Here is a 24,942-nt window from a genome sequence, read left to right as displayed (position 1 = left end):
GCGTCACCCCTCGACGTTCAGGTCGTCCTCCATGTGGTCGAGTCGATCTTCGAGATCGTCGATCCGTTTCTGCTGTTCGAGGACGATCGAGATGAGGCAGGGATTTCGACGAACTGGTGGTTCTGAAGCCCACTCGCGTCGTCGTGCACCCGTGCGGCCTCGAAGAGCCGGTCGAACACCTGCTGGTCGGCACGTCGCAGCGCGCGGCGGTAGTCCTCCCATCGCGATTCCATGGCGCGCAGTGCGTCACGATAGGTCGGGTTAGTACGACCCATACGCGCTCACCTCCGTTGGAGAATCCGTACTCACAACCGCCGGGTGGTGCGTCGTGAGAACGCGTTTCCAGAACGCGAACGTCGTCTGCACGAGCCCGTTCTCGAGCGGGTACACCAGCGTCTCGTACTCCTCGCCCGAAAAGCGTGGGCCGTACGGCGTCTGTTCACAGCGAATGACGTCGTCCGCTAACTCTCGAACCGGTTCCGTTAGTGCATCGTCCGTGTGCTGGGTTAGGAGGACGGGAACGTCGAACACGTTCGTGATCTCCGCGACGAGTTCGATGCCAGTCGAGAGCATCCGTTTCCCGTCGCCGCGAGCGAGCTCATCCGAGCGGTAGAACCAGTCGACGGCAGGGAGAACAACGAGAGCGGTGTCGGCCATACATTCCGGTGCCGTATCGTGGAGCAGACTCTGGTGTTGCCACGGCGTGAACGCGCGAGCGATTCGGACACGGTCGAGAACGCGCATCGACGGTGCGATCCGCGAGAGTGGTTGGGTCGTCCCGTGACCGTGGGCGTCCACCCAAATGGCCGAGCCACCGTCAAGAAGGAGTTGGTCGAGCACGAGCGACTGTAACGCGCCGGTCGCTCGCTCGTCCGTTCCGAGCAGTGTGACTCCGCTATCGAGAGTTGGCAGTTCCGGCTGGCTCTGGTGCATCACGAGTAGATGCATCTCCTGTCAGCCATATAGCCAAGACAGGGTCGTTTCCAAAGCTTCCGAAAGCAACGATCAGCGAAGTCGGTACGTCCGGGCGCGATTTTTCCCCTCGGCGACCACGAGCCGGTAGTGCTCCATCTTCGCCAGATGGTTTCTGACGGTTCGGTTCGTCTTCGGCTCGTCAACGCGCTCCCGGTACGCCGCGTAGAGGTCACTCGGATCGAGTTCGCCGTTCGCTTCCAAAATCTCGTAGAGGACGCGTTGATGCGGGTTGAGCTGTTCGATAGTTTTCTGGCGCACTTCGTGGCGGCCGTCGGGAACCGCCTCGTGGACGATGTCGGTCGTGATCGCTTCCCGTCCCGCTTGAACGGCGCGCCGTGCAGCATTTCTGAGGATGCCGATCGCAATCCGTGCATCCCCGGCAGCAGCGTCGGCGATGAGGGCCAACTGCTCGTTTCCGATAGCGTTTTCCGCAAGCCCCCATCGAGCGCGTGATTCGAGGATCGCGACGAGTTCGTCGAGATGGTATTTCTCGAAGGGGATGCGGACGCAGGTCTGTAACCGGCTGGTCAGGCGACTGTCGAGCTGATTGAACAACGCTTCCTCCCGATTCGCGATGAGAATCATCGAGATGTTCCGCATCCGGTAGAGGTCATAGAGCACGCTCTTATCTTCGAGTTGGTCGACCTCGTCCAGGATGACGACGAACTGCGGGCCATCGTACCGTTGGAGTCGGTCGAGGAGTTCGTCTTTCGGCGTCGACCGACGGTGGATATCGACCGTCTGGCCGATACCCTCGAGGAGCCGATACAGTACCTGGAATCGCGTGTACTCCTGCCAACAGTTGACGTACTGCGTGTTGGTGTCGAGGACGTTCTCGCGCAGGCGCTCGACAGTGTAGTTGGCGATGCAGGTTTTCCCTGCACCGGACGGCCCTAACAGGAGCGACGTCTCTCCAGTTTGGCCATCCATGATGGGTTTGAGCGTGTTCGACAAAGCGTTGATCTCTGCATTCCGATGCTCGACTTCGTCCGGAATGAACTGGGACTGTAGGACGCGAGCATCGTGAATCATGGTCTCACAGGACGCTTCTCCGCCCGTTCTAATAAACGGAATCGCGTCGCTTCCGATTCTTCCGATAGTTGCGGTCAGCACTACAGCAGTCGTTTTTCTGCCCCTGAAGGGTGCGAGGCGTTCTTAAACAAGCGCCTCACTGAGGTGATTCGGATGCAAATAAATGACAACTATCGGTATAGAATGGAAGAGTCGACCAGCACCCTAGGAAAGAAATCCGAACTTGGGAAATATATTTTTCCTACAATCGCCACTCTCCACGTAAGACGGACATCAACGAACGAGTACAGCGAGAATGGAAAGAGAACAGTACGAGCAGAGAACGAGTCAAAGAGATTGTGGAACAGACGACCGAGTACACGAAAGCCGGTGATATCGCAACGAAAGCACTCACCAGCGAACCGACCACTCGAAAGTATCTCGCTGAATTCGTCGACGACGGCATCTGTGTCTCCAAACAGGACGGACGAACGACGTATTACATACGAAACGAAGGCAGACGCATTGACAAGCGAATCGAAGAACTGCGGACGACGCACTCGCACCAAGAACTCATGAGCGGTATCCAAGAGATGAAAGAGACGGTTCGTGAGTTCCGCGAAACGTACGACGTCGACAGTCCAGAGGAGCTCGCTATCGCGCTTGATGCCGGTGATGACGGATGGGCGGATATCGGACGCTGGCAGTCAACGAGACAGAATCTCGCACTCACGAAGGCCGCACTCCAAGTTGATGAAGCCCATCGACTCGTTGAGGCCTAACCCATGGACGACGACTGGGAGTGGGTCGACACTGGTGCACCCGATACATCCCTTATGGAGAGCGCAAGGACGGTCGCTGAGGCATATGAACCACTCGTCATCGATTCTGAATTCGACAATCCGATCAACCCCGCGGAAGTTCGGCTCCACGTTGCTGACGGGATTCGAGCGGATTCCAGCCGATTCGATAACACGTGGACTTCGAGCGAGGATGTGCCCGCTTGGAGTATCTTCGACCACGTTCCTCAATGCGTGAAGAAAGTGATGCAGAAGTCGATTGCGATACAAGCGATAGTCTTCAGCGTTTGGCTTCTCACTCTGTCTCGCGGTCACGTAGTTTTCGCCGTTGAATCTTCCCAGTCGTCGTGGTCGGCAGTTCGTCGACGAACTCGATTTCGCGAGGGTACTCGTATTTCGCAAGCTGGTCTTTGACCAGTTTCTGTATCTCCTCGGAGAGCCCATCGTCGCCGGTGGCATCGCTGACGGGCTGGACAAATGCTTTGATTATCTCGCCGCGGGTCTTGTCAGGAATGCCCACGACACCGACCTGCTCAACGTCGGAATGTTCGAGGATAGCACTCTCGACCTCACCAGGGCCGACCCGGTAGCCCGATGTGATGATTATGTCATCGTCTCGTGTCTTGAACCAGAAGTACCCGTCCTCGTCACGGTAGCCCAGGTCTTCAGTCAGGTGCCACGGCTCCCCACCGTCGGCCGCGTCTACACGTGCGGCTTCGGTTTTCTCCGGTTCGTTCCAGTACTCCTGAAAGATGACCGGATCGTCGCTATGGCGGATCGCGATCATGCCTATTTCGTCGTCCGGCAGTCGCTCGCTGGTCTCTTGGTCGACGATTGCCACCTCGTGCCCAGGTACAGGCTTACCCATACTGCCGGCCTGTGCCGGGAACCACTTCCGGCAGTTCGTCACCAGTAAGTTCGCCTCTGTCTGCCCGTAGAGTTCGTTTACTGTGACACCTTCCAACTGTTTGGCAGCCCAGTCGAGGATTTCGGGCGTCAACGGCTCCCCACCCGAGCAGATAGTCTTCAACGAGAGGTCATACTGCTTAGTTGGATCCGCGACATTCCTCATCATCCGAATGGCCGTCGGTGGGAGGAATGTGTTAGTTACGTCGAACTCCTCGCAGAGGTCGAAGGCCGTTTCGGTGTTGAATCCTTCCATCGGGTAGCCGACGATGGGCTGCCCGTAGTGCCATGCCGGAAACAGCAAGTCGCCCAGTGCGCCGATCCACGCCCAGTCAGCCGGTGTCCAGTACACCGAGTCGAAGATATCTTGCTCGAAGTACATATAGAAGGCTGCGCAGTGCCCACACCAGAGCCCGTGTGTATGCAGGACGCCCTTCGGCGGGCCGGTTGATCCACTGGTATACAGAATAATCGCCGGTGTATCCTCGTCAGTGTCTTCGATATCGAACGTCCTCGGCTGATCCTCATGTAGGGCATCAAACGATTCAACGTCTTCGAATGGCTCTTCAGCGTCAACAGCGACAATATATTCCAAATCTGGACAGTCATCACAAACCTCCCGAACCGTCTCGAGCATCGACTCGTCAGCCACGACAATACGTGACCCGCTGTCATTGAGACGATACTGAAGTGCGTCCGGCCCGAATAGCACCGACAGCGGTACCGATACCGCACCCAGTTTCCAACAGGCAAGGTGTGTCAGCGGGTTCGCCGGCTTCTGTGGCACCACGACTGCGACACGGTCGCCACGCTCAACTCCGTGCTCTCTGAGCGCATGAGCGACTTGGTTTGAGAGCTCATCCAGATCCCGGAAGGTGTATGTCTCTCGACGGTTGTCGGGGTAGGCTTGGTAGAGCGCCGGCCGGTCGAGGTCGTCGTGTTTCCGCAGGCAATCCCATGCGATATTATAATCGTCAGGGAGGTTCCAAGCGAACTCCTCACGTGCCTGCTCGTATGTATCGTAATTGAGATTTATATGCCAGGTCATAAATATACTATTCAAATGCATGTATTATAGAACCACACGGTCAGAACAGGCTTTAACGGGAAACTCGCAGCAGAATCGTGCCACGATTCTGCTCAGGATGGTCTCTTGATCGCAGCCACAAAACAGTCGATGTCGGTTTCCAATTCAGCACAGAAATCGATGAGAGGCACGATTTCGTCGATGACCACTTTATTTACAATTTATGGCACGTGGATATCCTTCTTGTTTCTGGGTTGCGACGAAACAAGTTTTTCTGCGCCCTAAGGGGCGAAGCGCTCTCCAAATTCCGAGTGCCCGACTACCCATGTCCAAAACGACAGCAGACCCGACGACCGACCGGATGAAATGCACGACGTGTTCGAAGAGTGGCTCACCGAGTTCCAAGATCAGACGGACACTGCCGCCGCGAGCGAGGAGTTCCAGCAGTGGCTCGACACGCAGAGCCAGTTCCACGACTATTCGATTCGGAACACGATCCTCATCCGAATCCAACGCCTGGACGCGACGAAGGTCGCGGGCTATCGAACGTGGCAGACGAAGTTCGACCGCCAGGTGAAGAAGGGTGAATCGGCCATCTGGATCTGGGCACCTATCGTCGCTCGGCAATGTCCCGACTGTGGGAACAGCCCGACCTACTGTGCGTCATCTTCCTGCTCGTACGATGAGACACCGCCGATCGAGTGGACGAAGGGCGTCGTCGGCTTTCGCCCGGTGCCGGTGTTCGATATCGCACAGACGGAGGGCGAGCCACTCCCGGAACTCGAAACGAGTGTCCATGGCGATGCAACGCGGCTCGTCCCCGCGCTTCTCGGCGCAGCACCGACGCTCGATGTTCGCGCGACGCTCGTTTCGTCAGAGAACTGGCGACACGGTAGCGCGAACGGCGTCTGTTAGTTTCGACCCGAAACGCCTCGACCACAGATCTGCGTGAAAGACCAGCACCGAGCGATGGTCGCTCACACGCTAGCACACGAATACGCACACGCCAAACTCCATGATCCTTCCCACGACGACACTGAACGCGCTGCTCGTGAGGTGGAAGCCGAAAGCGTCGCGTATCTCGTCAGTCGGTATTTCGGGTTGGACACCGAGAACTCACGCTTTTATCTCGTGGTTTGGCAGGAGGACGATGTCGATACACTGCAGAATCGGCTGTCGCGCATCAATCGGACGGCGACGACCATCATCGCGGCCGCCGAACACCACCACGCAATGGACGAACGAGGGTTGATTTCAAAGTAGGTGGCACGATACGTAGCGAATTCGAAAATTAGTCCTACTCGAAGTCAACCGGCTGAAAGAGTAATTTCACAGTTTCTGCTCTTTAAACTGAGAACATAGTGATTACTTCTTGATTATGATTTTGTTTTCTCAATATATATTTGAGTCATAGAATTGGAGAGTAATACTATCGCCCAAGTACCGCCCTAATACGCAGTGCCGTCGGGTGTCGGCGGTCAGTACGGGAAATGCCGGGTGAGGAGGAGGAGCCCCATGCAAGAGAAGCCCTCAACTCCGAACGCCGAGAACAGCTGGACGACTGGTTTTCCATCGTTCTCCCGGAACGATATGCGGATGGCAATCATCTGAGGAGTGACTGCTAACGCGTTTCTCCTCGGGATTTCAACCACCGTTGCGGCGCAGCAGAACGTCGGCTCCGATATCTGTGGAACGGCGCTCGCGGACACGGTCAACTTCGCCGCCCATTGTTCGTCGGAATTACCATGATCGCCTCTGCGATACTCGCGTACGTCTTCCACAATGCGTCCGCGTTCCCCAAGAAGCCACAGTCGGTCGAAGCCATCAAGGGTTGGCGTAATCGCGCTGCGTATGCGACGGTGACGACGCCGCTATTCGCAGTCGTGCTCGACCTACTCATCCGGTCGACGGGCGTCGACATCGCCGGCTGTGTGGACATCGTCCCGTTCATCTGATCTTCGGAGGACGGATGACGACGATTCGGTCACGCTCGGTCGCGGTCAGTCTGCTCACCGTCGTCGTAGTGGGGACTCTCACCGGGGGGGAGTACGGTCAGCCATGCACAGACTACTCCGACACCACCGGCCACTCCCGAGACGAATCAGAGTACGACCACGACCGATACGTGGACGAATAATTCGAGGAGTCTGTCGAACGGCACTGCCGCATTCAACGGCACCTGCACCGGGATGGGTGTGGTCAGCAATTGGCTCTGTAACGGCTTCCTCAGTGCGCTGAAGGAAATCGCCATGAAGTTCCTTGATTTCGCACGCAGTACCGCGGAGTGGGCCGTCGAGTTCCTCGTCAGTCGCCCCGTCCCGAAACGGAACGGCGCGATGGAACTCGTTGACCGACCGACGAACGCCCCGATGGATACGGTCTACGATCAGTGGCTCACGCTCGGTCTTCCCGCTGGCCTACTCGTGTGTGCGCTCTCGATGGTGTTGCTCCGAATGAGCGTCTTCCTGCCCTCGGGGACGGTGTCCGCTCAGCGAGCACGGAGCCTACGACTCAAAGGCTGGTTCCCGCTCTTTTTCATCGGGTCGTGGATCTGATCCTTTCGATTCACGCGAGCCCACGACCAACGGAGCGTGGTATCACAGAGTTCGAGGACGCGATCCGTGATCTCCAGACGGTGCGACTCGGCAAGGAGAAAAACGGCGACCCGTCCATTCGTCTCACCAACCGGCGGATTAAGGAACACAAGGAGATCCTCACGCAGCTCACCGACGGCTCGCAGTCGGTGTTTGACGTTGCGACGTACATCACCGTCCGCGGTGCAACGCAACGCGCAGTCGAACAGACGTGTCAACGCGTCTCGATGGGGCTGGCGAAACGCCAGCTGACGGTGAAATCAGTCGATTACATCCAAACGAAGGGTCTCATCAGCGGGAGCCCGGTGGCCGACGACGCAGTCAGTCGGGAACTCCCTAGCGCTCGGACGCCGATGCTCGGCTGGGCACTCGGTGCGGCGTTTCCGTTCTCGACGCGGACGGTTATTGAGGAGACCGGCGTCCAATATGGCTATCACGCGACGACGAACGCACCGGTCGTCGTCGACCGGTGGCAATGACCGAACGGCTGCAACGTCCTTGCGGCCGCGGAGATCGGTTCCGGAAAATCCGTCACCGCGAAACTGCTGAGTCTCCGCGAAATCGCAACCGATTCCGAAGTGATTCTCATCATGATCGACCCACTGGAAGGTTTCGCTCCCTCGCGGACGCCCTCGACGCCGACCAGATTGTCGTCGGCGGGACGCGTCAACTGAATCCGTTGGAAATCAAGGAGACGCCGGCCTACATCCTCGAAACGACGGACGATCTCGATCCGTATGCACAGCGACTGTCGAGCGTGATGGGTTTTTTCGAGACGTACTTCGCGCACGTCGATTCGAGCGGAGCAGGACTCGATACGAACGCACGAGCCGTCCTCGAGCGGGCAGTCCAAGAGGCGTACGAATGGCGCGGAATCACCCGCGATCCGACGACACACGGGAACACGAGCCCGACCGTCCAAGATGTGTTCCACATCCTCGGGCAGATGGCCGAGGACGCAAGTTCGTTCCTCGGCGGCGAGGACGAGACCGCACCGACGCAGGACGAACTCGAGAAATGGGAAGACCGAGCGGCGGATCTCCGAATCGGGATGCGACCGTTTATGGGCGACGGTGAGTACGCGAATCTTGCTGGACAGTCGGATATCGACCTCCGCGATGCGAAGATTACGTATCTCGATCTCCAACAGGGGGAAGCAGATCGCGAGATCGCCCAGATGATGCAACTGCTCTTCGATACCGTCTACGAGCGAGCAAAACAGACGATCAAGCGCGTCATCCTCGTCATCGACGAAGCCCACTATTTGATGCAGAACGCGGGATCGCTCGATTGGCTGGAGCGTGCGTATCGCCACTCGCGTCATCACGACTTGAGCATCCATCTCGTCACGCAGGAGTTGAGCGACTTCTTCGTCCACGAGAAAGCAGAGGTGTTGGCAAAGGAATCGTCGATCAAAATCCTCCAGCGACTACCGGGATTGTCGGACGACCATCGACAACAACTCGGGTTGAACGAGTGGGAAGCCGATTTCCTCCGACAGGCGAAGCCAGGAACCCGAGAACGAGGCTACAGTCACGCGCTCGTCTGTGTCGAGGACGAGGGACAGTTCCCGGTGAAGGTGACCGGACTCGCCGAAGAGATGGTGATCGTGGATCCGGCACCGTGAGTTCTGCACGTCTGTGTCCATCCTCACTCGTCCGGTGACAAATGATATCGTTTGGCTTGACACGGTTCGATGAATAGCGTCTTCAGAAGTACGAAGCAACGCCTCAGGCTTGATTTAGGGGTTTTATAAGGTATTTACGATAGTCACTAGATTCTATTCGACGCTGAGCAGTTCGCGCGGCGCGCCCGCGAGCGATTCGAGGGCGTCCGCTTCGATGTGGTGCAGGTCGCCTGGAACGACGAGCAGGTGGAGCGGGTCGCCGAAGTCCCGCCCCGTGAGTTCCGACAGGCGGTCGGCTTCGACCCGCGGGGTCGGACTTCCGGCGCGTGCGACCACGACCGCCAAGATGTCCTCGTACCCCTCGGCGAGCATCTCGCTCGCCACGTCCGCGGTCATGTACTCGTCGCGGCGTCCCTCGTCGGAACTCCCGGAACCGCGATTCCTGGTCGGCGTCCATCCGACCTTGATATCGAGGTAGACGAGGGTGTGGAGGCCGCGGTCGCGGTTGTCGTCCAGCACGTCCGTGACGCTGGCCGGGAGGCCGTCCGCGCCGTGGGCGTAGTCGAACGGGAGCGTCGTGGCCTTCCCGAAGCGGTAGTTCTGAAGGCCGGTGAGACCGCTCGCCGCCGATTCGGCGGTCGGAGCGTGGACGATCCTGGTGTCGATACCTCGCTCCTCGGCGCGCAGTCGGAGGTCGACGTGGGTGGTCGATATCATGGTGTCGCCCGCGGTGAGGAACGCGACGCGGCCCGACTCGGCGGCAGCGAGGATGTCCTCGGGGTCTTGTTCGACGCCGACGCGGTCTCGCACCTCGATGGGCTTGTCGTGGAACCGTTCGAGGTCGGCGACGTCCGCGCCGACGAGTTTGCTGGTGTAGAACTCGGCGAACACGCGATCCGCGTCCGCGATCGCGTCGCGGCCTTCGACGGTGACGGAACGCTCGTTGTACAGGCCGAGACCGATGAAGGTGAGCATATCCGCCCTTGGGAGGTGGGACGCTTAAGCGCCCCGACCCGAAGCGTCAGGGTTAACGCTCGCTTCCGGCAAGAGAACGGTATGGAAGCGCCCTGCGTGCGCGTCGAACGTGAACGCGGCGAGGCGACGCGCCGCGAACTCGCGGAGGCGAACCTCGTGGCCGACGACCTCGAGATCGTGGTCGAAGACGACTGGCTCTACGTCCCCGTGACCGACGCCGACGCGGTTCCCGACGGATTACCGGTCGTGGAACGCGACGTCCCCGCTCGCACGACGCAGGACACCCCCGCCGACCTGCTCGGATTCGACCCGAGCTACGAGCGACTGGGCGATATCGTCCTCGTCGACGAGGACGACCCCGAGCGCGCACGACTCGTCGCCGACGCCATCGTCGACTCCGCGCTCCCGGTGGAGACGGTGCTGAACCGGGCGTCAAAGGTGAAAGGCGAAACCCGAGTCCGCGACTGGGACGTGCTCGCGGGCGAGCGAACGACGACCGTCCACCGCGAGTACGGCTGCGAGTTCGCCCTCGACGTTGCCCGGGTGTACTTCTCCCCCCGCCTCGCCACCGAGCGCCACCGCGTCGCCGAGCAGGTCGACGCGGACGAGCGGGCGTTCGACATGTTCGCGGGCGTCGGCCCGTTCGTCATCCCCTTCGCGAAGCGCGGGGCGCGCGTCGTCGGCGTGGACGTGAACGAGGTTGCCGTCGAGTATCTCCGCGAGAACGCGCGCCGAAACGGGGTCGACGACCGGGTGACGGCCATCCGCGGGGATGTCCGGGACGTCGCGCCGGAGTACGAGAACTGGGCCGACCGCCTCGTGATGAACCTCCCGCACAGCGCCGACGAGTTCCTCGACGCCGCGGTCGCGCTCGCGGGCGACAACTGTGTCATCCACTACTACGATATCCAGCACGAGGACGACCACTTCGGCCCTGGCGAGCGCGCCATCCGCGCCGCCGCGGAGTCGGAGTACGACGTTTCGGTCGAGACGCGCCGGATCGTGCGGTCGTACGCGCCCCACGAGTTGAACGTCTGTCTCGACGTGCGACTAACCCGCTAGCCCGCGGCGATTCCGCAACCCTTATGCTTCCAGTGCGTTGTATATTCGAGTGCAGTTAGCGACACCGCGCCGGTGTAGCTCAGACTGGCTAGAGCGATTCCTTCGTAAGGAATAGGCCGAGGGTTCAAATCCCTCCACCGGCTTACAAGATTTTGTTTACAATCCCACGGTAAAAAGGGGGTATCCCAACTAAATAGCTGGCAGCTTCTCGGGGGGTGGTCGGCGTGACTGATGGCGTTCCGTCAGCGCGACAATGCGACCACCCCAATTGTTCTTGCAGGGCGGTCGATCCAACGACGTCGCCGGCCACCTGTCCTGAACACGCCTCGAACGGCGAAAATACCACGGTAGAGGACGATTCTCAGGACGATAACCTTACACTTGAGGCGGATACGTCGGGGTCAACGGTCGAGAATAACGACGCCCTCGTTGACGCTCTGAAATGGTTCCACCGGCAACTGGATCGAGAACTTCCCGAAGATGTCGCCTATGACACGCCTCGCGACTACTATCTCGATGGGCGGGGGTGGAATGCAGCGACGATCGACGAAAAGATCCTCGGGTACGCGCCGGCGAACTACAAACACGAGCTGATTAGCTACCTGTTCGACCAAGGGCACAACCGCGAGGCGATCCTCTCGACGGGGCTATTCGGCGAACGTGACGACGGGAACCTATACGCGACCTGGAGCGGCCGGTACGTCTTCCCGTACACCGACGCCGACGGCCAGTTGGTGTTCGCGATCTCTCGAGCGACCGATCCAGTACACCCGGCGGACTGGAAGGGCAACAAGTACGACAAACTCCAGGTAACGCGCACGGACGTTACAGTCGAGGAGCCAATTTACGGGCTCGATACGATTCGCGAGGATGAGCCCGTCCTTATTACCGAAGGGATCGCCGACGCGATCACCGCGCATGAGGCCGGGTATCCCTGCCTCTCGCCAGTGACGGTTCAATTCAAAACGAGCGACCGCGAGGATCTCCTCGAGGCACTCGCTGAGCGGGATGTCGACCGGGCGTACCTGATCCAGGACGCCGAGCGGCCGACGAGTGATGTTGACGACCGCGACCGGCTCACCCTCCAGCAATTCGGCGACGGCGTCAAAGGTGCCGTTCGAACGGCCGCGTACCTGTCGGACCACGGCCTCGAGGCGAGAGTCGCCGACTTACCGCGCCGCGGCCTCGACAAAGTCGACCTCGACGACTACCTCCACGGCTGGAGCGACGACCTCACGCCACTCCTCGCGAGTGCGAAACCCGTCGACCAACACCCGGCGTATGACCGCGACACCGCGAAGGACGTCGCCCTCAAGAGCGCCGAGGCGAGCACGATTACTACCGACGCGGTCGACACCGACGGCGACCACTCCGCGCTTTTCGACCTCGGGATTCAGGACGTCACCGGCATCTCGTGGGATTACCGAGGGCCGAACCCGCTCGGCCACCACGGCGAGAGTGAGAACTATTTTGTCCTCCTCAAGGAGCACGGTGTCGCATACGACCACAAGTACAAAGCCGCGTACAATGCCCTCACGTACCTCCTCGTCGACGCCGGCGAGCGACGGCCGGCCTCACCGAACGGTCGACTCGAGGACGCCGAGGTGTTCGCGGCCTGGCGATACGCGAAACGGGAGGGGGTCATCCCCGAAGACGACCCGATACCTCACCGAGCGCTCCAGTACGTCGCTCGCGAGCACGGCCTCGCTGACACCGAGGACCTCGTCGACGGGTGGAAACTCCCCTGCCAGGCGTACAACGGCGCCCTCGCGTCGGTTCGCGACGAGTACGACGCCGACCCTGGCCGAGGCGAAATATCGGCCGGCGAGCGCGAGCACACGGCCGTCCTCCCGGCCGCCGTTCGCGACCTCACCACGGCCGCGAGCGGGTGGGACTGGAAACACGCCGCCGAGCGGGATGACGCGACCCTCACCGTCGAGGACGCCCGCGAGCGCACGGTCGACGCTATCACCGACGCCTACATCTCGGGCGACCGGGTGCTCGTCGAAGCCCTCCCGACGATGGGCAAGTCCTACGGCGCCGTGAAAGCCGCCGCCGACACTGGCGAGCAAGTGACGGTGCTCACCGGCCGAGGACACAAAGAACAGTACGAGCAATTCCGGGAGTGGTGCGACGAGCACGGCCTCGACTATTACACCCTTCCGAGTTTCACCCGCGACTGTGAGACGGCGAACGGCGAGCACGGCTATGAGTGGGCCGACACCGTCAACGGGTGGTACAACCGAGGCGCGACGCCGAAGGAGATTCACAAGGCGGCCGAGTACGTCCTCGACCGCCCGCTCCCGTGCCAGGAGCATGAGGGTCAGCGGTGCCCCTACGCCTCGAAATGGGATTTCGACCCCGACGAGTACGACGTCCTCATCGGCCACTACAATCACGCTCACAAGGCGAAAGTCGCCGCTGGTCGGACAGTCGTATTCGACGAGTTCCCCGACGCCTACGAAACGCTCCTCGGACCGGAGCTTCAGGGCGCCATATCGTATTGGCTCGAGACGACCGACGGCGTCCCGTTCGACGACTACACCGACCTCCTTGAGAACCGCGAAGACGAACGCCGACGTGCCGACGCTCTGCTGTGGTTCGACGAGCACGATGTCGAACCCGACGAAACCCATGTATTCGACGACACGAGCGCACACGCCGCCGCGCCCCTCGCGGTGTTTACGCTCCTCGCAAGCGACGATCTCGGGAACGGATTTGAACGCGCCGACCTCGGGGACGTCGGTCTCGGTGTGTTCGACCGCGCGCGAGGCGGGGTATCCGTCCTCCAGGCGCCGGCGCTCGAGTACGCCAGCGGTGTCGTCGCCCTCGACGGGACGCCGACGAAACGAATGTGGGAGCTCGCCCTCGGCGGACGACTGAACCACCGATCGGTGCTCCAGGGCAAGGAGCGCGCCGAGTACGTCCGTGACGCTCTAAATCTCAATCTCGTTCGGACCACTGAGTACGTGAAACCCTACAACTCGGCTGACCACGTCAACACCGAGCAGGACGCCGCCCTCCTCGAGGCTATCGCCGAGAAACACGGCGAGCGGGCGTCGGTAATTACGACGTCGACCGCAGAGTATGAATACGACAGCGAGGGTGTCCTTGAGTACGTCGCCGAGACGAAACACTACGGGAACGTCCTCGGGAGTAACGAGTTCGACGACACTCGGCTCGGCGCCGTGATAGGGTCGAACCACTACGGCGACCACTATATCAAGAAGTGGGGCGCCTACGCCGGCGAGGCGGTCAACCGAGGCGAGGAGAAAGGTGCCGGCCTCTCATACAGCGGGATCGGCGACGACGTCCTTCAGCATATGCGCGAGCACGATACCCTCCAGGCGGCCATGCGGTTCGGTCGCGACGGAAACGGCGCCGTCGTCTACGTACACACCGATACCCTCCCCGAGTGGGTACCCCTTGCCGGCGAGGGACGCGTAGTGACTACCTGGAGCGACGGGATGCGGGACGTCGTCTGTGCCCTCGAGGACCTCACTACGGCGACGACCGCCGAGGTCGTCGACCACCCGGCCGTCGACCTCTCCCGTCAACAGGTGTTCAACCACTTAGAAAATCTCCGCGAGCGCGGTGTTCTCGCTCGCGAGCAGGACACCGAGGACGGCCGCCGGGTTGTGTGGCGTGACGATGGGGTACACCGCCTTAGCAAGCACGGCGAGGTGGAATTAGGAACCGTTGACATCACGGATCTCGACGACACCGAAGTTCGTCAACTGGCACGTAGTAGTCTCTATACGTGGGAGTTTACGAACCGTACCGACGAAGCCGACGGGTCGATCGGCCATACACCAGTTGAAGTGTCGACCCCTCACCGAACTACTGCGAATGGAGGCGATCGCCCGCCCGATGACACCGATTAAGACGGGTCGATTGGACAAGGTAGCGGCTTCCAAGAGTCACAACATAAAGTGCCTTGTTGCAACTGGCACGTATTATGCCATCCTCCGAACCTATCAACGAAATCAGAACCTGAAACTGCTACTCTCAATGCATGAGTGAAGCGTCCGTCGTTACACCCGTTCCCAACTCAGCTCGCATCAGCCGGCCTGCTGGACTCCGCAGTCGGTGCTTGGTTTCGGCGGGGCTGCTGCCTCGAAGGCACGGTGGACGGATTTGGGAATAGGATCAAACAGGTAGGAGCCCGAATCACTGCGTCGTCCTGCCGGTGACCCAGCGCCACACCGGTGCTGGGTCAGAGACCAAGTGCGGTTTGGAGCCTGGTGAGAAGCCCGCCCTGGAGATCGAAGATCTGCGTCATCTCCTCGTCTGTGAGTTCGAAGTCGAAAACGTTGAAGTTCGCCTGGATATGTGCGGGGCTCGATGACTTCGGGATTGCTGAGACCTGGTCTTGCTGGAGGAGCCACCGCAACGCGACCTGGGCTTCGGTTTTCCCGTATCGAGCGCCGATCCCCTTGAGGCGGTCATTGCCAATGACCCGGCCTTCCGCGAGAGGACTGTAGGCGGTCAGCATAACTTCGTTTTCGATGCAGAACTCGAGCAGGTCGGCCTGCTCCTTGAACGGGTGATACTCCACCTGATTGGTGAGAATCGGGGTGTCGGAGGCCGCGATTGCGTCCTGCAGTTGGCCGACAGAAAAGTTGCTGACCCCGATGTGCCGGACTGTTCCCTGCTCCTGGAGGTCGTTCATCGCCGCAATCGACTCCTCGATCGGGATGGTACGACTCGGGGAGTGAATCAATAGCAGATCGATGTCGGTGGCCAATCGCTCGTGGCTTTCCTCGACGGACTCGAGGACGTCATCGTGCGCAAGGTTCTGGCGGAGGATCTTCGTCACGAGGAGGATATCGTCGCGCGGCACGTCGGCAGCCGCAATTGCCTGGCCCACTGCCCGCTCGTTATTGTACATCTGGGCCGTGTCGACGTGCCGGTACCCGGTTTCCAACGCCTGGTGGACGGCGGTTTGACACGTCTCGCCTCTCATCGGGTACGTCCCGAAGCCCAGCGCTGGGACGTCCACACCCTGGGTAGTTACGTATTCCATACGCCGTTGCTTCGGCGGCCAGTTGCAAGAAGATACGCCACGGCTTGCTCGGTGCACCCGGATTCTCGCGAGCCAGTGCATGCCGAGAGCGACCGTCGCCGATCGCAGGAGACCGTCCATGTCTGAATCTGGTACCCCGCGATCGTTGAGATGTTCCTGCGGGGCTGCTGCAGAGAGGTAGTAACCACAGCAGTACGACCGGTTGATCGTTCGCCACCATTATGGTTCGCTGGCGACTGCCCGTGTGAAGCGGCGTGCCCTCCTCGCACTCGGCGCAAGCTCGCTGTTCGACGGCTGTCTCGGGGGTGGAGAGAGCCGGCCACAGCCTCGGCTCGCGTGGGTCTGGTTACGATGAGGTTCGTAGAGAACTAGTCTGTGACTCGATCACTATCGTGTTGGCAAAACACCTACAGGAATCGTGCACATCGTGGCCAATACGGCTCTGAGCGTTCTAAGAAGCAAGCAAATCAACTGTGTTCGCACCGAATACCCGTCCCATGACGATTATTGCCGAATTCATCATCCGTTCCCCTTCCCTTCCGCTCACTGGTTTTGCGGAATCACTTTCGTCTAACTAGATTGAGTTCGAACATGGCCTCTGTTTCAACAAGGGCTGCGATGTATTCGTTGCCTATTTCGACCCTGCGGGTACTGTCTCTGAAGAAGACCTCCTGGCTCTCGACGAAGTAATATAGGTTCTACAAAAATCGGGCAGTACGGCGCTTAATCCGGAATAGCGCGGATTTCTAAGTGGCAACGCTATCGGAAGTCTCAGAAATTGATTGATGTGGTTGGTAGTACGACTGGAGAGCGCGATTAAGAGCCGAGATGAGGCAGCTCCCGCTCACTGATTCGCCCGAGACCACGCATTACAGCCCCGCTAAACCAGCTGTAGTCTCAACTTCAGCGTTGCTCAGAAGTTGCGACCGGCGCGCTCAATGCATACGCGTTGAACTCACACAAACGAGAAGTAGAATACTGCTTTGCCAAAGAACTATACTCCTCTATCTCGTTGGTGAAGACATGACCGACACAACTTCACCGGACGAATTCGAGGACATTAACGAGGTGGTTAGCGAAGAGTGGGAGTCGGAGACAACTCCCTACGAGCGCGTTCGTCACGTTATCGCCCACACTTACTCGCCCGTGTCGGCTGATACTGTCGCTGAAGACGCGCGAACCTCACCGAAGACGGCACGGAAACATCTGAACGCACTCGCCGACGAGGGGTTCGTCGGTACCACAACGGGGGAACACGGTGGGACGACCTATCAGCGGTCGCCGGAGTCGCTCGTCGTTGAGCAGGCCGCCGACATCCTCGAACACGTCTCGACCGACGAGCTCGTCACACGCATCGCGGAGATGCGTGATCGGCTCACCGACTACCGGGCAGAATACGGCGTCGACTCACCCGAGGAGATGACCATCGAGCAGACAAATCAAATTCTCTCCGAGACTGACTCCGACCAGTCCGATATCGACGCTGAAACGCTCCAGGACTGGCAGACAACGCGCCGAAATCTCGCATTCGCAAACGCTGCACTCTCGATTGCGAACGCCGAACGGTTCGTTGACGGTGACTCACGAACAATTGACGGTAGTGTCCGCGTCTAACCGATGGTGAAGAGAAATGAGACAGACGAGTCTCACTCGCTCCGAGGGCCGATCGACCGGTCAGCACTCCTCACGATTCGTGACATCATCGAGAGAGAAGAGCCGCTCGCAGCGCCATCGCTAGATGACTACCTCAATCCGACGGTTCTGGAAGTCCCGCTCGACGACGGACTCTGTAATGCCGAATCCGCCCGGATTGACGTTCAGTGGACGACCCAAGCAGACTACAAATTCCACTACACGGATCCTGACGGCGTGAACTTCCGCTGGGGCAAACATCCGCACGACGGTGACTACATCCATGTCCCTGGTCATGAACACTATCACCCACCTCCTGACGCCACCTCTGATCCTGACGACATTGAAGAGTCCTGCATCAAGCAGTCTGTCGAAGCACTCGTCACTCGTGCTGTTCTCAAACTATGGCGTGTTGCCTATCATACAGACTCCTACGAGCCACTGAACGCCGCGAGTAATCCACCATAGGAAGTACAGGGAGCTATCAACTAGGCTTCATTTTTGGGTAACCCACTGCTTTAGCTCAAATGGCATCAAATTGTAAATAAATTAAATTACTAATAGACCGGCTTTCGAACTCCAGTGTGAAGTGGTTGCAGATCGGTGAATCAGTCGAAATCGTACATTTTGCGGCTGCTATACTGGCTGTAGTCTCATCTTCTCACGGTCGCTCAGAAGTTGAGACTGGCGCACTCAATGCATAATAGGTGCATCGTTTGTTGTTTTCGTAACACGCCCTTCAACAGTCGAAATAGCCGCTCAGCATTCCTGCGAACTTATAGCCATTTGTAGCTCTGGAGACTCATCTTCAGTCTGTAAAGAAAAATCGAGATTTCCAGTTTCTCTGATCTGCTATCCAGTCTTATGGTTGACTATCCTCGGTTGCGTAGGCGACTGCCAAGATATGATTTGATATATCTGCTACAGTCGGGTCTTCCCGAAAGGAGGGCTCCCGGACAATCTCACGGATGTATGTAAGTGCCTCGTCGGAAGCATCCTCAAGTGGCTGCTCGAAGTTTGATGCAACACCCTCCAGCCCTGCGACTGCCACGACAGAGAACCCATTCTTTGAGAGGAGTTGTCGAAGTTCATCTGCCCGGAAGAAATGGCACTCGACGAACGTTGGACCCTCGCAATCAGTCGCAGCAAGGAGATCGGCCGAATACGTCTGTGAGTCCAGGAGATCAGGGAGTTGACGAACACCTTGCTCGAATTCTGGTGCGACCTGCATCATCCGCTCGACAACCGCGATGAAGCCCATCACGGAGACGAAAACAGGGGCATCCACGGTGCCAACACGGGACAGTTCACGGACAGCACGCTGTCGCTCTGCCGGATCGATAACGTGCGAAAGCGGGCCACCGAGACAGCACACTGCATCAAATCTTCTCTCGTCAAAGGGTAGATCCCGAATATCGCCATACTTGACGGTTACCTGTTCAGCGACGCCATGTTCAGCAACCTTCTTCCGAGCGAGATCGAGTTGTGCATTGCTGATATCTGTGAGGGTCACGTTGTATCCCCGCTCTGCCAGCCAGATAGCGTACCTGCCAGCAGCGCCACCAGCATCGAGAATGTGCCCCTTATCGGGGAGATGTGACTCTAAATAGTCGACGGTATTTTCGAACTCCAAACGGGCTTTTGCTCCCGAGTTGAGTCGTTCCCATTCATCTTCGTGCAGATCGTCATAGTACCGCTCGGGATGGATTTCCAGGTAGCGGTGATCACTATCTGCTGTTTGACCTTCTCTGTCGTGGTGATTGTCAGTCATTCGTGATCTCTTTCAAACAATGTGCCGATACTTCGATCGCGTCGGTAGTTTGTATCATGGTTTGTGGGTTATGAGGTACTCAGCACGTAGTGCAAGCCAAAGAAGCGAAGGGAGCGCCCGCACCCGATCAGCCGAGTGACGCTCGGAAAACCGCGTTACTGGCACTGTCCGCTTCCCAGAAAGTCAGCCACCGCATGAGATAGGAAACGGATACCATATTCAGAGATCCGTTGGTCAATACTTAGTCATTTCGCCTCTCATATTTTTATCTTGTTCATACAAGCCGCTATGGCTGGCGAGTACGAGCACTCGCCGATCGTGATGGCCGACAACACACTCACGCTGCTGAAAAGGCAGACCGAAATCGGGTAGAAAACTGCTCACTCCGGACGAACGCCGATTTGTTGAGTAGCAACACTGGCAGTAATCTCGGGAAACAATCGAAGTAGTCGTTAGTGAGGCAAGAAAGACTGTTTGAGGGTTGATCTGAAGCAGTTCCGTACTGACCGATTTAGCAATCCTCCTGCTAGACGAGGCGACCTCCCACGTTGACAATCGGACCGAGCTTCTAATTAAGGAGAGTCTCGATGACCGGACAACATTTGCCATTGCCCACCAGCTGTCGACGGTGTGTCTCCTGAAGGATGAGATACCCTCGATCGTGGAACGTCTGTATCTCCTCATTTGTAGGGGGTACAGTCATGACAGTTGAATAGATTCTTTTGAGCGTTAATTTACGTGCCGGTAATCATATAAGCTGACATCTACAGAACTGATGATAATTATATTTTATTTATGAATATTTGGACGCCCCCCAACTCTTTGCTGTGAGGGAATCGCTAAGCGGTATCGGGCGCCTGGAAGCGGTCCTCGAATTCGCCGTCGTCCTTCAGTTCTTGATAGCGCCACTCGTAGGGACTCTCGCGGCGTCGGGTAGGTGCATTTCGCTCATCTTCGACGATTCCGCGCTCCTGACCTGCGCTTGCCGGGTAGTGGCTATAAATCAGCAGTCGGCGAGGATCGTCAGTTTCGTTTGGTGAGGAGTCATGCCAGACGACTGAATTGAATAAGATGAGTGAGCCAGCTGGTGCCTCCAGCAGCTCCGCAGCATCGTCGTCAACATGTTCGGGTGGCACCTCAAGACCGTTGTCTGTTCGTTCGTGTTCGATGAACTCGTCATTGGTACCTGGCCAGAAACGCATCGTACCGTTCTTCGCAGTGAGATCGTCGAGCGCGATCGCCGAAGAGACAACGCTCTTCGGATAGTCTTGAGCACGGAAGTACGCCCAGTCACTGTGAATGGGCCACGCCTCGGAGGGACGATTTGTATCTAGTCCTTCGATCGGTTCGGGGAGGGGTTGCTTGTAGTTCAGTTTTTCCTCCATCAGGCGTGGTTGATCGTCCATGAATTCGCTAATTCGCTCTGTCAGCCGATCATCGAGGGCAATTTCGGAAAACACGAGGGAGAGATCGTTGACAGGCTGGATCTTCTTGATCATCTGTGATCCATCCTCATGTTCGACGAGCGCTAAGCGTCCACTCGTACGCTCATTCGCAAGCGAAGAGTTGACCATTAGTTCGAGTACTTGATCGGCTGCTGCCCGCATTTTCGCGACCTCATCTTCATCGAATGCGTCCTCGATCACTAGATATCCCTTGTTTCTGAACTGCTCAATTTCGTCATCAGTGACTGTAACGGACATCAATTTCTATTACACGTCCATCTTCAAAATGATATGTATTAGTAATTAATCATATATAATTGGTTTTCATTACGAATTTAGATCGAGATTAATCTTATACTCGATTCGATAGAACCGTTCTGATACTTCAGTGCCCACCATGTATAATATATTTATTCACGATGACAAATTTGATTACTCTGCCAGTTAAAGACAACTCAAGCTTACCGACAGAAACAAATGACTGATTCAGTGTAGCTGCGAAGTAGATTCGAGAAGACTTGTTACTCGTAAGGATTCCAGATTTTTGGTGTATCACCGTCGCCATTTATCCACGGCTGAGCGAACTCGGGGACGTTCTCCAGTGTGGGCTTCTTGTTATTCCTCGAGAGCTTATAATCCATTTTTTTGTTGACGCCATCGCGAACTTTGTTAGCCATGTCGACCAATGCCTGAGCGGGATCGTTGCCGGATCCGAGGATACCAGAAATAGCTTCTGAGTAGGCCGTTGTCGTTCCTTCAAGTCCACCTAAGAAGGGAGCGTCTCGATCGCCACCGTACATGCCATAGCGAACTGTTTCCTTTGCTTGGTCGAGATAAGTACTCAGCCATTGTTCTGGGAAATCCTGCGTATTTTCGGCGAATACCGGCATTTTCTCTTGACCATCTCGGACAGGCACAAAGATTGCGAGTGCTGCTTCGTAAACTTTGTTCAATGTTAGAAACGGCTTCTGAGGTTCAGTTTGAAGCGCTTGCAGAAGGGTGGATTGGCTAAAATCGTGCATTCTGGGGACGCTATAGCCGGTGTAGTCTCATCTTCCGCACGACGAGTTTAATGTAGCGGCATGCAATTTGTAGATATCCAAAGGGCCAATAACGTACGTTAGAAGGCTTGTATCGGCGTTTTACACTGGAAGCGGTGGTGTCTTTGGTACTGCCGCATAATTTACTAAGCGGAAGTAGAACTGCCCCGGGAGTGCCGCTGTAATCGATGCGCGAGCCATCGAACGTCAGAAATTATCGAGGGGTGTACCGCCCGTTCCGACAGCTCTCTCGACTTCCTCCACAAGAATACCCATACGGACTGGACGGTCACTCACCAGCGCTTCGAAGACAGCCACCGACAGAGAGAAGAGACGATGGTAAACTATCTTCCTTATGGAGTACACGGTGCGACTTCAGGACGGGGATGATCTTGTACTAACCGACGTGGGGATTTCAACTGAGGGGGATCAAATCGCCTTCTCCATCAACGGACAGATCGACGATATTGATGACGAACTCATGAATGTATTCAGTGATAATCGCTGCGACCGGTCGCGATTACGTTTGAGACTGAAGAAACCGATGAGGAGTAGTTGAGTCGACGGCACTACTCGCTTTATCTGTCGAGTGGATTGATTTCAATTCCGTAATTACTGGTAACCGTTACTTCATATCCAGCATAGGTAAACGTGACCTGTCCACCGGGTCGGTCACTTCCATCAGTGCAGGGAGCAAAGAGTGCATTGAGTGCATCGGGATCGATAGACTCATAGAGTGGCTTGAGATCGTCACCTAAGCTATCCTCCTGCGCAGTGACTCGCTCCACAATGGCTGTCGCAAGTGATTGGTCGTTGTGCCACCCTGGTCGTGTTCCGCCGGTTCGGCGTGAGTTGTTCTCTGATTCCATGTGCGTTATCTTCTCACTACGTCGCTGTCCGCTACTGGGCTAACCGTAATAACCCCTCTGATAAATCATTCTATATAGGATAGAAATAAATCTATTCGAGAGAGGGCAAGACACCCCGACGATTACGTATACACGACGCCAACCAGTTGCTCAATCGACACGCTCTATCGTCACGGAGGGAACGACTGACGCTTAGTATAGAAGAGAGCAGTGTCTCCAAGAATTCATGTGGATAGAGCACACACCGCACAGTGGGGAGGCCACAGTTCGGTCACACACCTTCCGTGCGTCAGCCGAACGGTACCATACCCTCCCCATACTTCGATCGTTGTGATCCAACGATCCGACGAAAAACTGATGAACCTCTCTACTGTAGGCTCACTTGTCGACCACACGCTGGTCGGCGTCGTAAACAAATACGAGGTAATCGGGTTTAGTGCTTCCTTGGAACCGACGTCACTCAGCCCGATCCCGTTTTGCCCACCACAGCTCAGCAGTGACGAGTAGCCAGCCAACCTGTTGTTGACTGGCGACGATAGTCGCGCCGGCGGTGATGAGCGCCACGGATAATCCTGGGTAGGATTTGCGTGGCATACCTCTTTGCCTGCTACTTTTCATTCACAGGCAGGCGCGTCTACTCTCTTATCCCGTATAAAACAGCGGCAATCACTGGTTAGTATGAGCTACTAGCGTCTGAGAACACGGGATTGCATCTTTTATCTGTAAAAGTGAAACGTCATGGGGCGATGATGGTAACGCCCGCTGGCCCTGATACGAATCGCACTAGACACCGTATACATTCTTGGAATAGATCTCGTGGCCCTCACTCTCATCGATAGCCCTATCGTGGGATACGTCTCACCCCCAAGTTCGGCGAACAGGTTTTCTGGTGATCAAGAGGTGGCCATCGCCGACGGTGGCACTGAACAACCGTTACCAGAAGTTAACCAACTCGGCGGTCTTTCACGTCTAAATGAGATATTAATTCAGTATGATATTGATACTGTATTTCTCGCCTTCTCTACATCTGATCGGGCCGAATTTTTTGGTGCGCTCAATGCCTGCTACGAGCACGGTGTAACTGCAATGGCACATCACCAGCACGTTGATTGTGTTATCACGGCGTCAACAACGGAGAACAAGAACTTCGTCAAAATTGATCTTAATCCTTGGGATTGGCAGGATCACGTCTGTAAACGAATCTTCGATATCTTCTTTGCTACCGTCAGCCTGTTATTCTTCACACCATTTATTCTCATTATTGGAATAGCAATAGCGATTGATAGTTCTGGATCAATATTCTACAGTCAAAAGCGGACAACTATCCTCGGAGAGACATTCCCAGTATACAAATTCCAGACGATGTTACCAGATAGCGAGTCGGCAACGCCCGAGGAGGATGAAGAGATAGACCGCATCACACGCATTGGACGAGTGCTACGGAAGACACATCTGGACGAAATTCCACAACTCTGGACGATCCTGACCGGAGAGATGAGCGTTGTTGGCCCACAGGCAGTCTGGATCGATAAAGAGCCGTTACTAGAGGTTGAGACTGATATATGGCGCAAACGGTGGTTTGTCAAGCCTGGATTGACTGGTTTAGCACAAATTTATGATGTCAAGAGCACTGATCCTGTGACGAAACTCCGGTACGATCTTGAGTATATCCAGCGCCATCGTTTTGGTTTGATCTGAAGATCGTCGTCCGGCAAATATGGCAAGTAGTCGATATAGCACGGCCATTTTTAAGGGAGTAAAAAGAACCAATGAGGGTATTCAATAATGACTGCTAAACATCGAGAAAAGACCAAACAGGGTTTGACAGTCCTCCTCAGTAGGGTGTTTGCGTACCCGATTCTTCTTTCGATAGAATTGAGTCACTGGGTGCTCCACGGAACGTGGTACAAGTACTCACCGAGAGAACTCGCTCAGGAACTATTTAAGAACAAAGGCCATTAATAAATTCTTATACATGTATGAGGAGGGGATAATTTATGACGGATTTGAACTAGGCATGGTACATCGCAATTGAGCTCCTCAACACTGTATTCACCGTCGTCTAGAAAGTCTTGAATCGTCGCGGTAATCGGATAGACGAACGTGATCACGTCCGGGGGCCGATATCTGCTCTGTTTATCCTCCCCAAACACCTGATGGCGCGACAGTCCTGCTAAAAGAA

22 protein-coding genes, 1 tRNA gene and 2 pseudogenes are annotated in these 24,942 nt (G+C 56.9%); 13 read left to right on the top strand and 12 right to left on the bottom strand.

Annotated elements, in window-relative coordinates; translation table 11 throughout:
- Positions 1-3: 3 nt before the first annotated feature.
- From LIW51_RS06400 to LIW51_RS06390, 3 genes and pseudogenes are all read right to left on the bottom strand, one after another.
- Positions 4-275, bottom strand: a pseudogene (locus tag LIW51_RS06400) (DUF8156 family protein).
- On the bottom strand, positions 262-948 hold the full coding sequence (locus LIW51_RS06395; protein WP_227376372.1) for a P-loop NTPase family protein: 687 nt from the start codon (positions 946-948) through the stop codon (positions 262-264). Before LIW51_RS06395 ends, LIW51_RS06400 begins: the two are co-directional and overlap by 14 nt.
- Positions 949-1,005: 57 nt before the next feature.
- Entirely contained in the window at positions 1,006-2,007 is a 1,002-nt protein-coding gene (locus tag LIW51_RS06390; RefSeq protein WP_227376754.1) for a Cdc6/Cdc18 family protein, read from the bottom strand.
- A 215-nt stretch (positions 2,008-2,222) separates the two neighbouring features.
- Between LIW51_RS06390 and LIW51_RS06385 the strand changes: the two genes are divergently transcribed.
- Complete coding sequence (locus LIW51_RS06385) at positions 2,223-2,768, top strand: DUF7342 family protein (protein ID WP_438267367.1); 546 nt, start codon at positions 2,223-2,225, stop codon at positions 2,766-2,768.
- Between the two features lie 313 nt (positions 2,769-3,081).
- Here LIW51_RS06385 and LIW51_RS06380 read toward each other — a convergent pair whose 3' ends face one another.
- Positions 3,082-4,740, bottom strand: coding sequence for an acetate--CoA ligase (locus LIW51_RS06380; protein ID WP_227376370.1), 1,659 nt, complete (start codon positions 4,738-4,740; stop codon positions 3,082-3,084).
- A gap of 345 nt (positions 4,741-5,085) precedes the next feature.
- On the opposite strand from LIW51_RS06380, the pseudogene LIW51_RS06375 reads away from it, so the two are divergent.
- Positions 5,086-5,982, top strand: a pseudogene (locus tag LIW51_RS06375) (DUF955 domain-containing protein).
- A gap of 215 nt (positions 5,983-6,197) precedes the next feature.
- Here LIW51_RS06375 and LIW51_RS06370 read toward each other — a convergent pair.
- The gene (locus tag LIW51_RS06370; protein ID WP_227376369.1) at positions 6,198-6,428 is read right to left on the bottom strand and encodes a hypothetical protein; all 231 of its coding nucleotides are present in this window, start codon (positions 6,426-6,428) and stop codon (positions 6,198-6,200) included.
- 36 nt (positions 6,429-6,464) lie between these two features.
- On the opposite strand from LIW51_RS06370, the gene LIW51_RS06365 reads away from it, so the two are divergent.
- From LIW51_RS06365 to LIW51_RS06345, 5 genes are all read left to right on the top strand, one after another.
- Positions 6,465-6,674: a hypothetical protein gene (locus tag LIW51_RS06365; protein ID WP_227376368.1), complete on the top strand. Its 210-nt coding sequence runs from the start codon at positions 6,465-6,467 to the stop codon at positions 6,672-6,674.
- Between the two features lie 14 nt (positions 6,675-6,688).
- Positions 6,689-6,856 (top strand): hypothetical protein, encoded by a 168-nt coding sequence (locus LIW51_RS06360; RefSeq protein WP_227376367.1) that lies wholly within the window; start codon positions 6,689-6,691, stop codon positions 6,854-6,856.
- A gap of 112 nt (positions 6,857-6,968) precedes the next feature.
- On the top strand, positions 6,969-7,274 hold the full coding sequence (locus LIW51_RS06355; protein WP_227376366.1) for a TrbL/VirB6 family protein: 306 nt from the start codon (positions 6,969-6,971) through the stop codon (positions 7,272-7,274).
- On the top strand, positions 7,265-7,792 hold the full coding sequence (locus LIW51_RS06350) for a hypothetical protein (RefSeq protein WP_227376365.1): 528 nt from the start codon (positions 7,265-7,267) through the stop codon (positions 7,790-7,792). The genes LIW51_RS06355 and LIW51_RS06350 overlap by 10 nt, the downstream gene beginning before the upstream one ends.
- Entirely contained in the window at positions 7,789-8,940 is a 1,152-nt protein-coding gene (locus LIW51_RS06345) for a putative type IV secretion/conjugal transfer ATPase (protein ID WP_227376364.1), read from the top strand. Before LIW51_RS06350 ends, LIW51_RS06345 begins: the two co-directional genes overlap by 4 nt.
- A gap of 153 nt (positions 8,941-9,093) precedes the next feature.
- Here the strand turns inward: LIW51_RS06345 and dph5 are convergent, their stop codons facing one another.
- Positions 9,094-9,915, bottom strand: coding sequence for a diphthine synthase (gene dph5 / locus LIW51_RS06340; RefSeq protein WP_227376363.1), 822 nt, complete (start codon positions 9,913-9,915; stop codon positions 9,094-9,096).
- Positions 9,916-9,996: 81 nt separating this feature from the next.
- On the opposite strand from dph5, the gene LIW51_RS06335 reads away from it, so the two are divergent.
- The 3 genes from LIW51_RS06335 (at position 9,997) to LIW51_RS06325 (ending at position 14,861) form a co-directional block, all read left to right on the top strand.
- Positions 9,997-10,977: a class I SAM-dependent methyltransferase gene (locus LIW51_RS06335; RefSeq protein WP_227376362.1), complete on the top strand. Its 981-nt coding sequence runs from the start codon at positions 9,997-9,999 to the stop codon at positions 10,975-10,977.
- Positions 10,978-11,045: 68 nt separating this feature from the next.
- Positions 11,046-11,120: transfer RNA gene (locus LIW51_RS06330), tRNA-Thr, on the top strand.
- 81 nt (positions 11,121-11,201) lie between these two features.
- Entirely contained in the window at positions 11,202-14,861 is a 3,660-nt protein-coding gene (locus LIW51_RS06325; RefSeq protein WP_227376361.1) for a hypothetical protein, read from the top strand.
- 332 nt (positions 14,862-15,193) lie between these two features.
- On the opposite strand, the gene LIW51_RS06320 is transcribed toward LIW51_RS06325, so the two are convergent.
- Positions 15,194-16,003 (bottom strand): aldo/keto reductase, encoded by an 810-nt coding sequence (locus LIW51_RS06320; protein ID WP_227376360.1) that lies wholly within the window; start codon positions 16,001-16,003, stop codon positions 15,194-15,196.
- A gap of 1,023 nt (positions 16,004-17,026) precedes the next feature.
- On the opposite strand from LIW51_RS06320, the gene LIW51_RS06315 reads away from it, so the two are divergent.
- Together LIW51_RS06315 and LIW51_RS06310 are read left to right on the top strand one after the other, a co-directional pair.
- Entirely contained in the window at positions 17,027-17,617 is a 591-nt protein-coding gene (locus LIW51_RS06315) for a DUF7342 family protein (protein WP_227376359.1), read from the top strand.
- Positions 17,618-17,620: 3 nt separating this feature from the next.
- On the top strand, positions 17,621-18,103 hold the full coding sequence (locus tag LIW51_RS06310; RefSeq protein ID WP_227376358.1) for a toxin-antitoxin system TumE family protein: 483 nt from the start codon (positions 17,621-17,623) through the stop codon (positions 18,101-18,103).
- Between the two features lie 394 nt (positions 18,104-18,497).
- Here LIW51_RS06310 and LIW51_RS06305 read toward each other — a convergent pair whose 3' ends face one another.
- The 5 genes from LIW51_RS06305 to LIW51_RS06285 form a co-directional block, all read right to left on the bottom strand.
- Positions 18,498-19,406, bottom strand: a complete 909-nt coding sequence (locus LIW51_RS06305) for a class I SAM-dependent methyltransferase (protein WP_227376357.1) — start codon at positions 19,404-19,406, stop codon at positions 18,498-18,500.
- An 839-nt stretch (positions 19,407-20,245) separates the two neighbouring features.
- Positions 20,246-21,109, bottom strand: coding sequence for a phytanoyl-CoA dioxygenase family protein (locus LIW51_RS06300; protein WP_227376356.1), 864 nt, complete (start codon positions 21,107-21,109; stop codon positions 20,246-20,248).
- A 263-nt stretch (positions 21,110-21,372) separates the two neighbouring features.
- Complete coding sequence (locus tag LIW51_RS06295) at positions 21,373-21,873, bottom strand: hypothetical protein (RefSeq protein ID WP_227376355.1); 501 nt, start codon at positions 21,871-21,873, stop codon at positions 21,373-21,375.
- A 596-nt stretch (positions 21,874-22,469) separates the two neighbouring features.
- Positions 22,470-22,760, bottom strand: coding sequence for a DdfA family disk-determining factor (gene ddfA, locus LIW51_RS06290; RefSeq protein ID WP_227376354.1), 291 nt, complete (start codon positions 22,758-22,760; stop codon positions 22,470-22,472).
- Positions 22,761-23,216: 456 nt separating this feature from the next.
- Positions 23,217-23,354, bottom strand: a complete 138-nt coding sequence (locus LIW51_RS06285; protein ID WP_227376353.1) for a hypothetical protein — start codon at positions 23,352-23,354, stop codon at positions 23,217-23,219.
- A 306-nt stretch (positions 23,355-23,660) separates the two neighbouring features.
- On the opposite strand from LIW51_RS06285, the gene LIW51_RS06280 reads away from it, so the two are divergent.
- Positions 23,661-24,458 carry a sugar transferase gene (locus LIW51_RS06280; protein ID WP_227376352.1) on the top strand — a complete coding sequence of 266 codons (798 nt, stop codon included), beginning with the start codon at positions 23,661-23,663 and terminating at the stop codon, positions 24,456-24,458.
- The last annotated feature ends 484 nt before the right edge of the window (positions 24,459-24,942 follow it).

The sequence above is a fragment of the Haladaptatus halobius genome (assembly GCF_020618475.1).
In the GTDB taxonomy this organism is placed as follows: domain Archaea; phylum Halobacteriota; class Halobacteria; order Halobacteriales; family Haladaptataceae; genus Haladaptatus; species Haladaptatus halobius.
Note: the sequence above shows the minus strand (reverse complement) of the source record. Positions and strands in the feature narration are given on the sequence as shown.

Excerpts from the sequence above, each read along its gene's own strand:
- LIW51_RS06395 (WP_227376372.1), bottom strand. The coding sequence starts at position 948 with ATGCATCTACTCGTGATGCACCAGAGCCAGCCGGAACTGCCAACTCTC.
- LIW51_RS06390 (WP_227376754.1), bottom strand. The coding sequence starts at position 2,007 with ATGATTCACGATGCTCGCGTCCTACAGTCCCAGTTCATTCCGGACGAA.
- LIW51_RS06380 (WP_227376370.1), bottom strand. The coding sequence starts at position 4,740 with ATGACCTGGCATATAAATCTCAATTACGATACATACGAGCAGGCACGT.
- LIW51_RS06365 (WP_227376368.1), top strand. The coding sequence starts at position 6,465 with ATGATCGCCTCTGCGATACTCGCGTACGTCTTCCACAATGCGTCCGCG.
- LIW51_RS06360 (WP_227376367.1), top strand. The coding sequence starts at position 6,689 with ATGACGACGATTCGGTCACGCTCGGTCGCGGTCAGTCTGCTCACCGTC.
- LIW51_RS06355 (WP_227376366.1), top strand. The coding sequence starts at position 6,969 with ATGAAGTTCCTTGATTTCGCACGCAGTACCGCGGAGTGGGCCGTCGAG.
- LIW51_RS06345 (WP_227376364.1), top strand. The coding sequence starts at position 7,789 with ATGACCGAACGGCTGCAACGTCCTTGCGGCCGCGGAGATCGGTTCCGG.
- dph5 (WP_227376363.1), bottom strand. The coding sequence starts at position 9,915 with ATGCTCACCTTCATCGGTCTCGGCCTGTACAACGAGCGTTCCGTCACC.
- LIW51_RS06335 (WP_227376362.1), top strand. The coding sequence starts at position 9,997 with ATGGAAGCGCCCTGCGTGCGCGTCGAACGTGAACGCGGCGAGGCGACG.
- LIW51_RS06320 (WP_227376360.1), bottom strand. The coding sequence starts at position 16,003 with ATGGAATACGTAACTACCCAGGGTGTGGACGTCCCAGCGCTGGGCTTC.
- LIW51_RS06315 (WP_227376359.1), top strand. The coding sequence starts at position 17,027 with ATGACCGACACAACTTCACCGGACGAATTCGAGGACATTAACGAGGTG.
- LIW51_RS06310 (WP_227376358.1), top strand. The coding sequence starts at position 17,621 with ATGGTGAAGAGAAATGAGACAGACGAGTCTCACTCGCTCCGAGGGCCG.
- LIW51_RS06305 (WP_227376357.1), bottom strand. The coding sequence starts at position 19,406 with ATGACTGACAATCACCACGACAGAGAAGGTCAAACAGCAGATAGTGAT.
- LIW51_RS06300 (WP_227376356.1), bottom strand. The coding sequence starts at position 21,109 with ATGTCCGTTACAGTCACTGATGACGAAATTGAGCAGTTCAGAAACAAG.
- LIW51_RS06295 (WP_227376355.1), bottom strand. The coding sequence starts at position 21,873 with ATGCACGATTTTAGCCAATCCACCCTTCTGCAAGCGCTTCAAACTGAA.
- ddfA (WP_227376354.1), bottom strand. The coding sequence starts at position 22,760 with ATGGAATCAGAGAACAACTCACGCCGAACCGGCGGAACACGACCAGGG.
- LIW51_RS06285 (WP_227376353.1), bottom strand. The coding sequence starts at position 23,354 with ATGCCACGCAAATCCTACCCAGGATTATCCGTGGCGCTCATCACCGCC.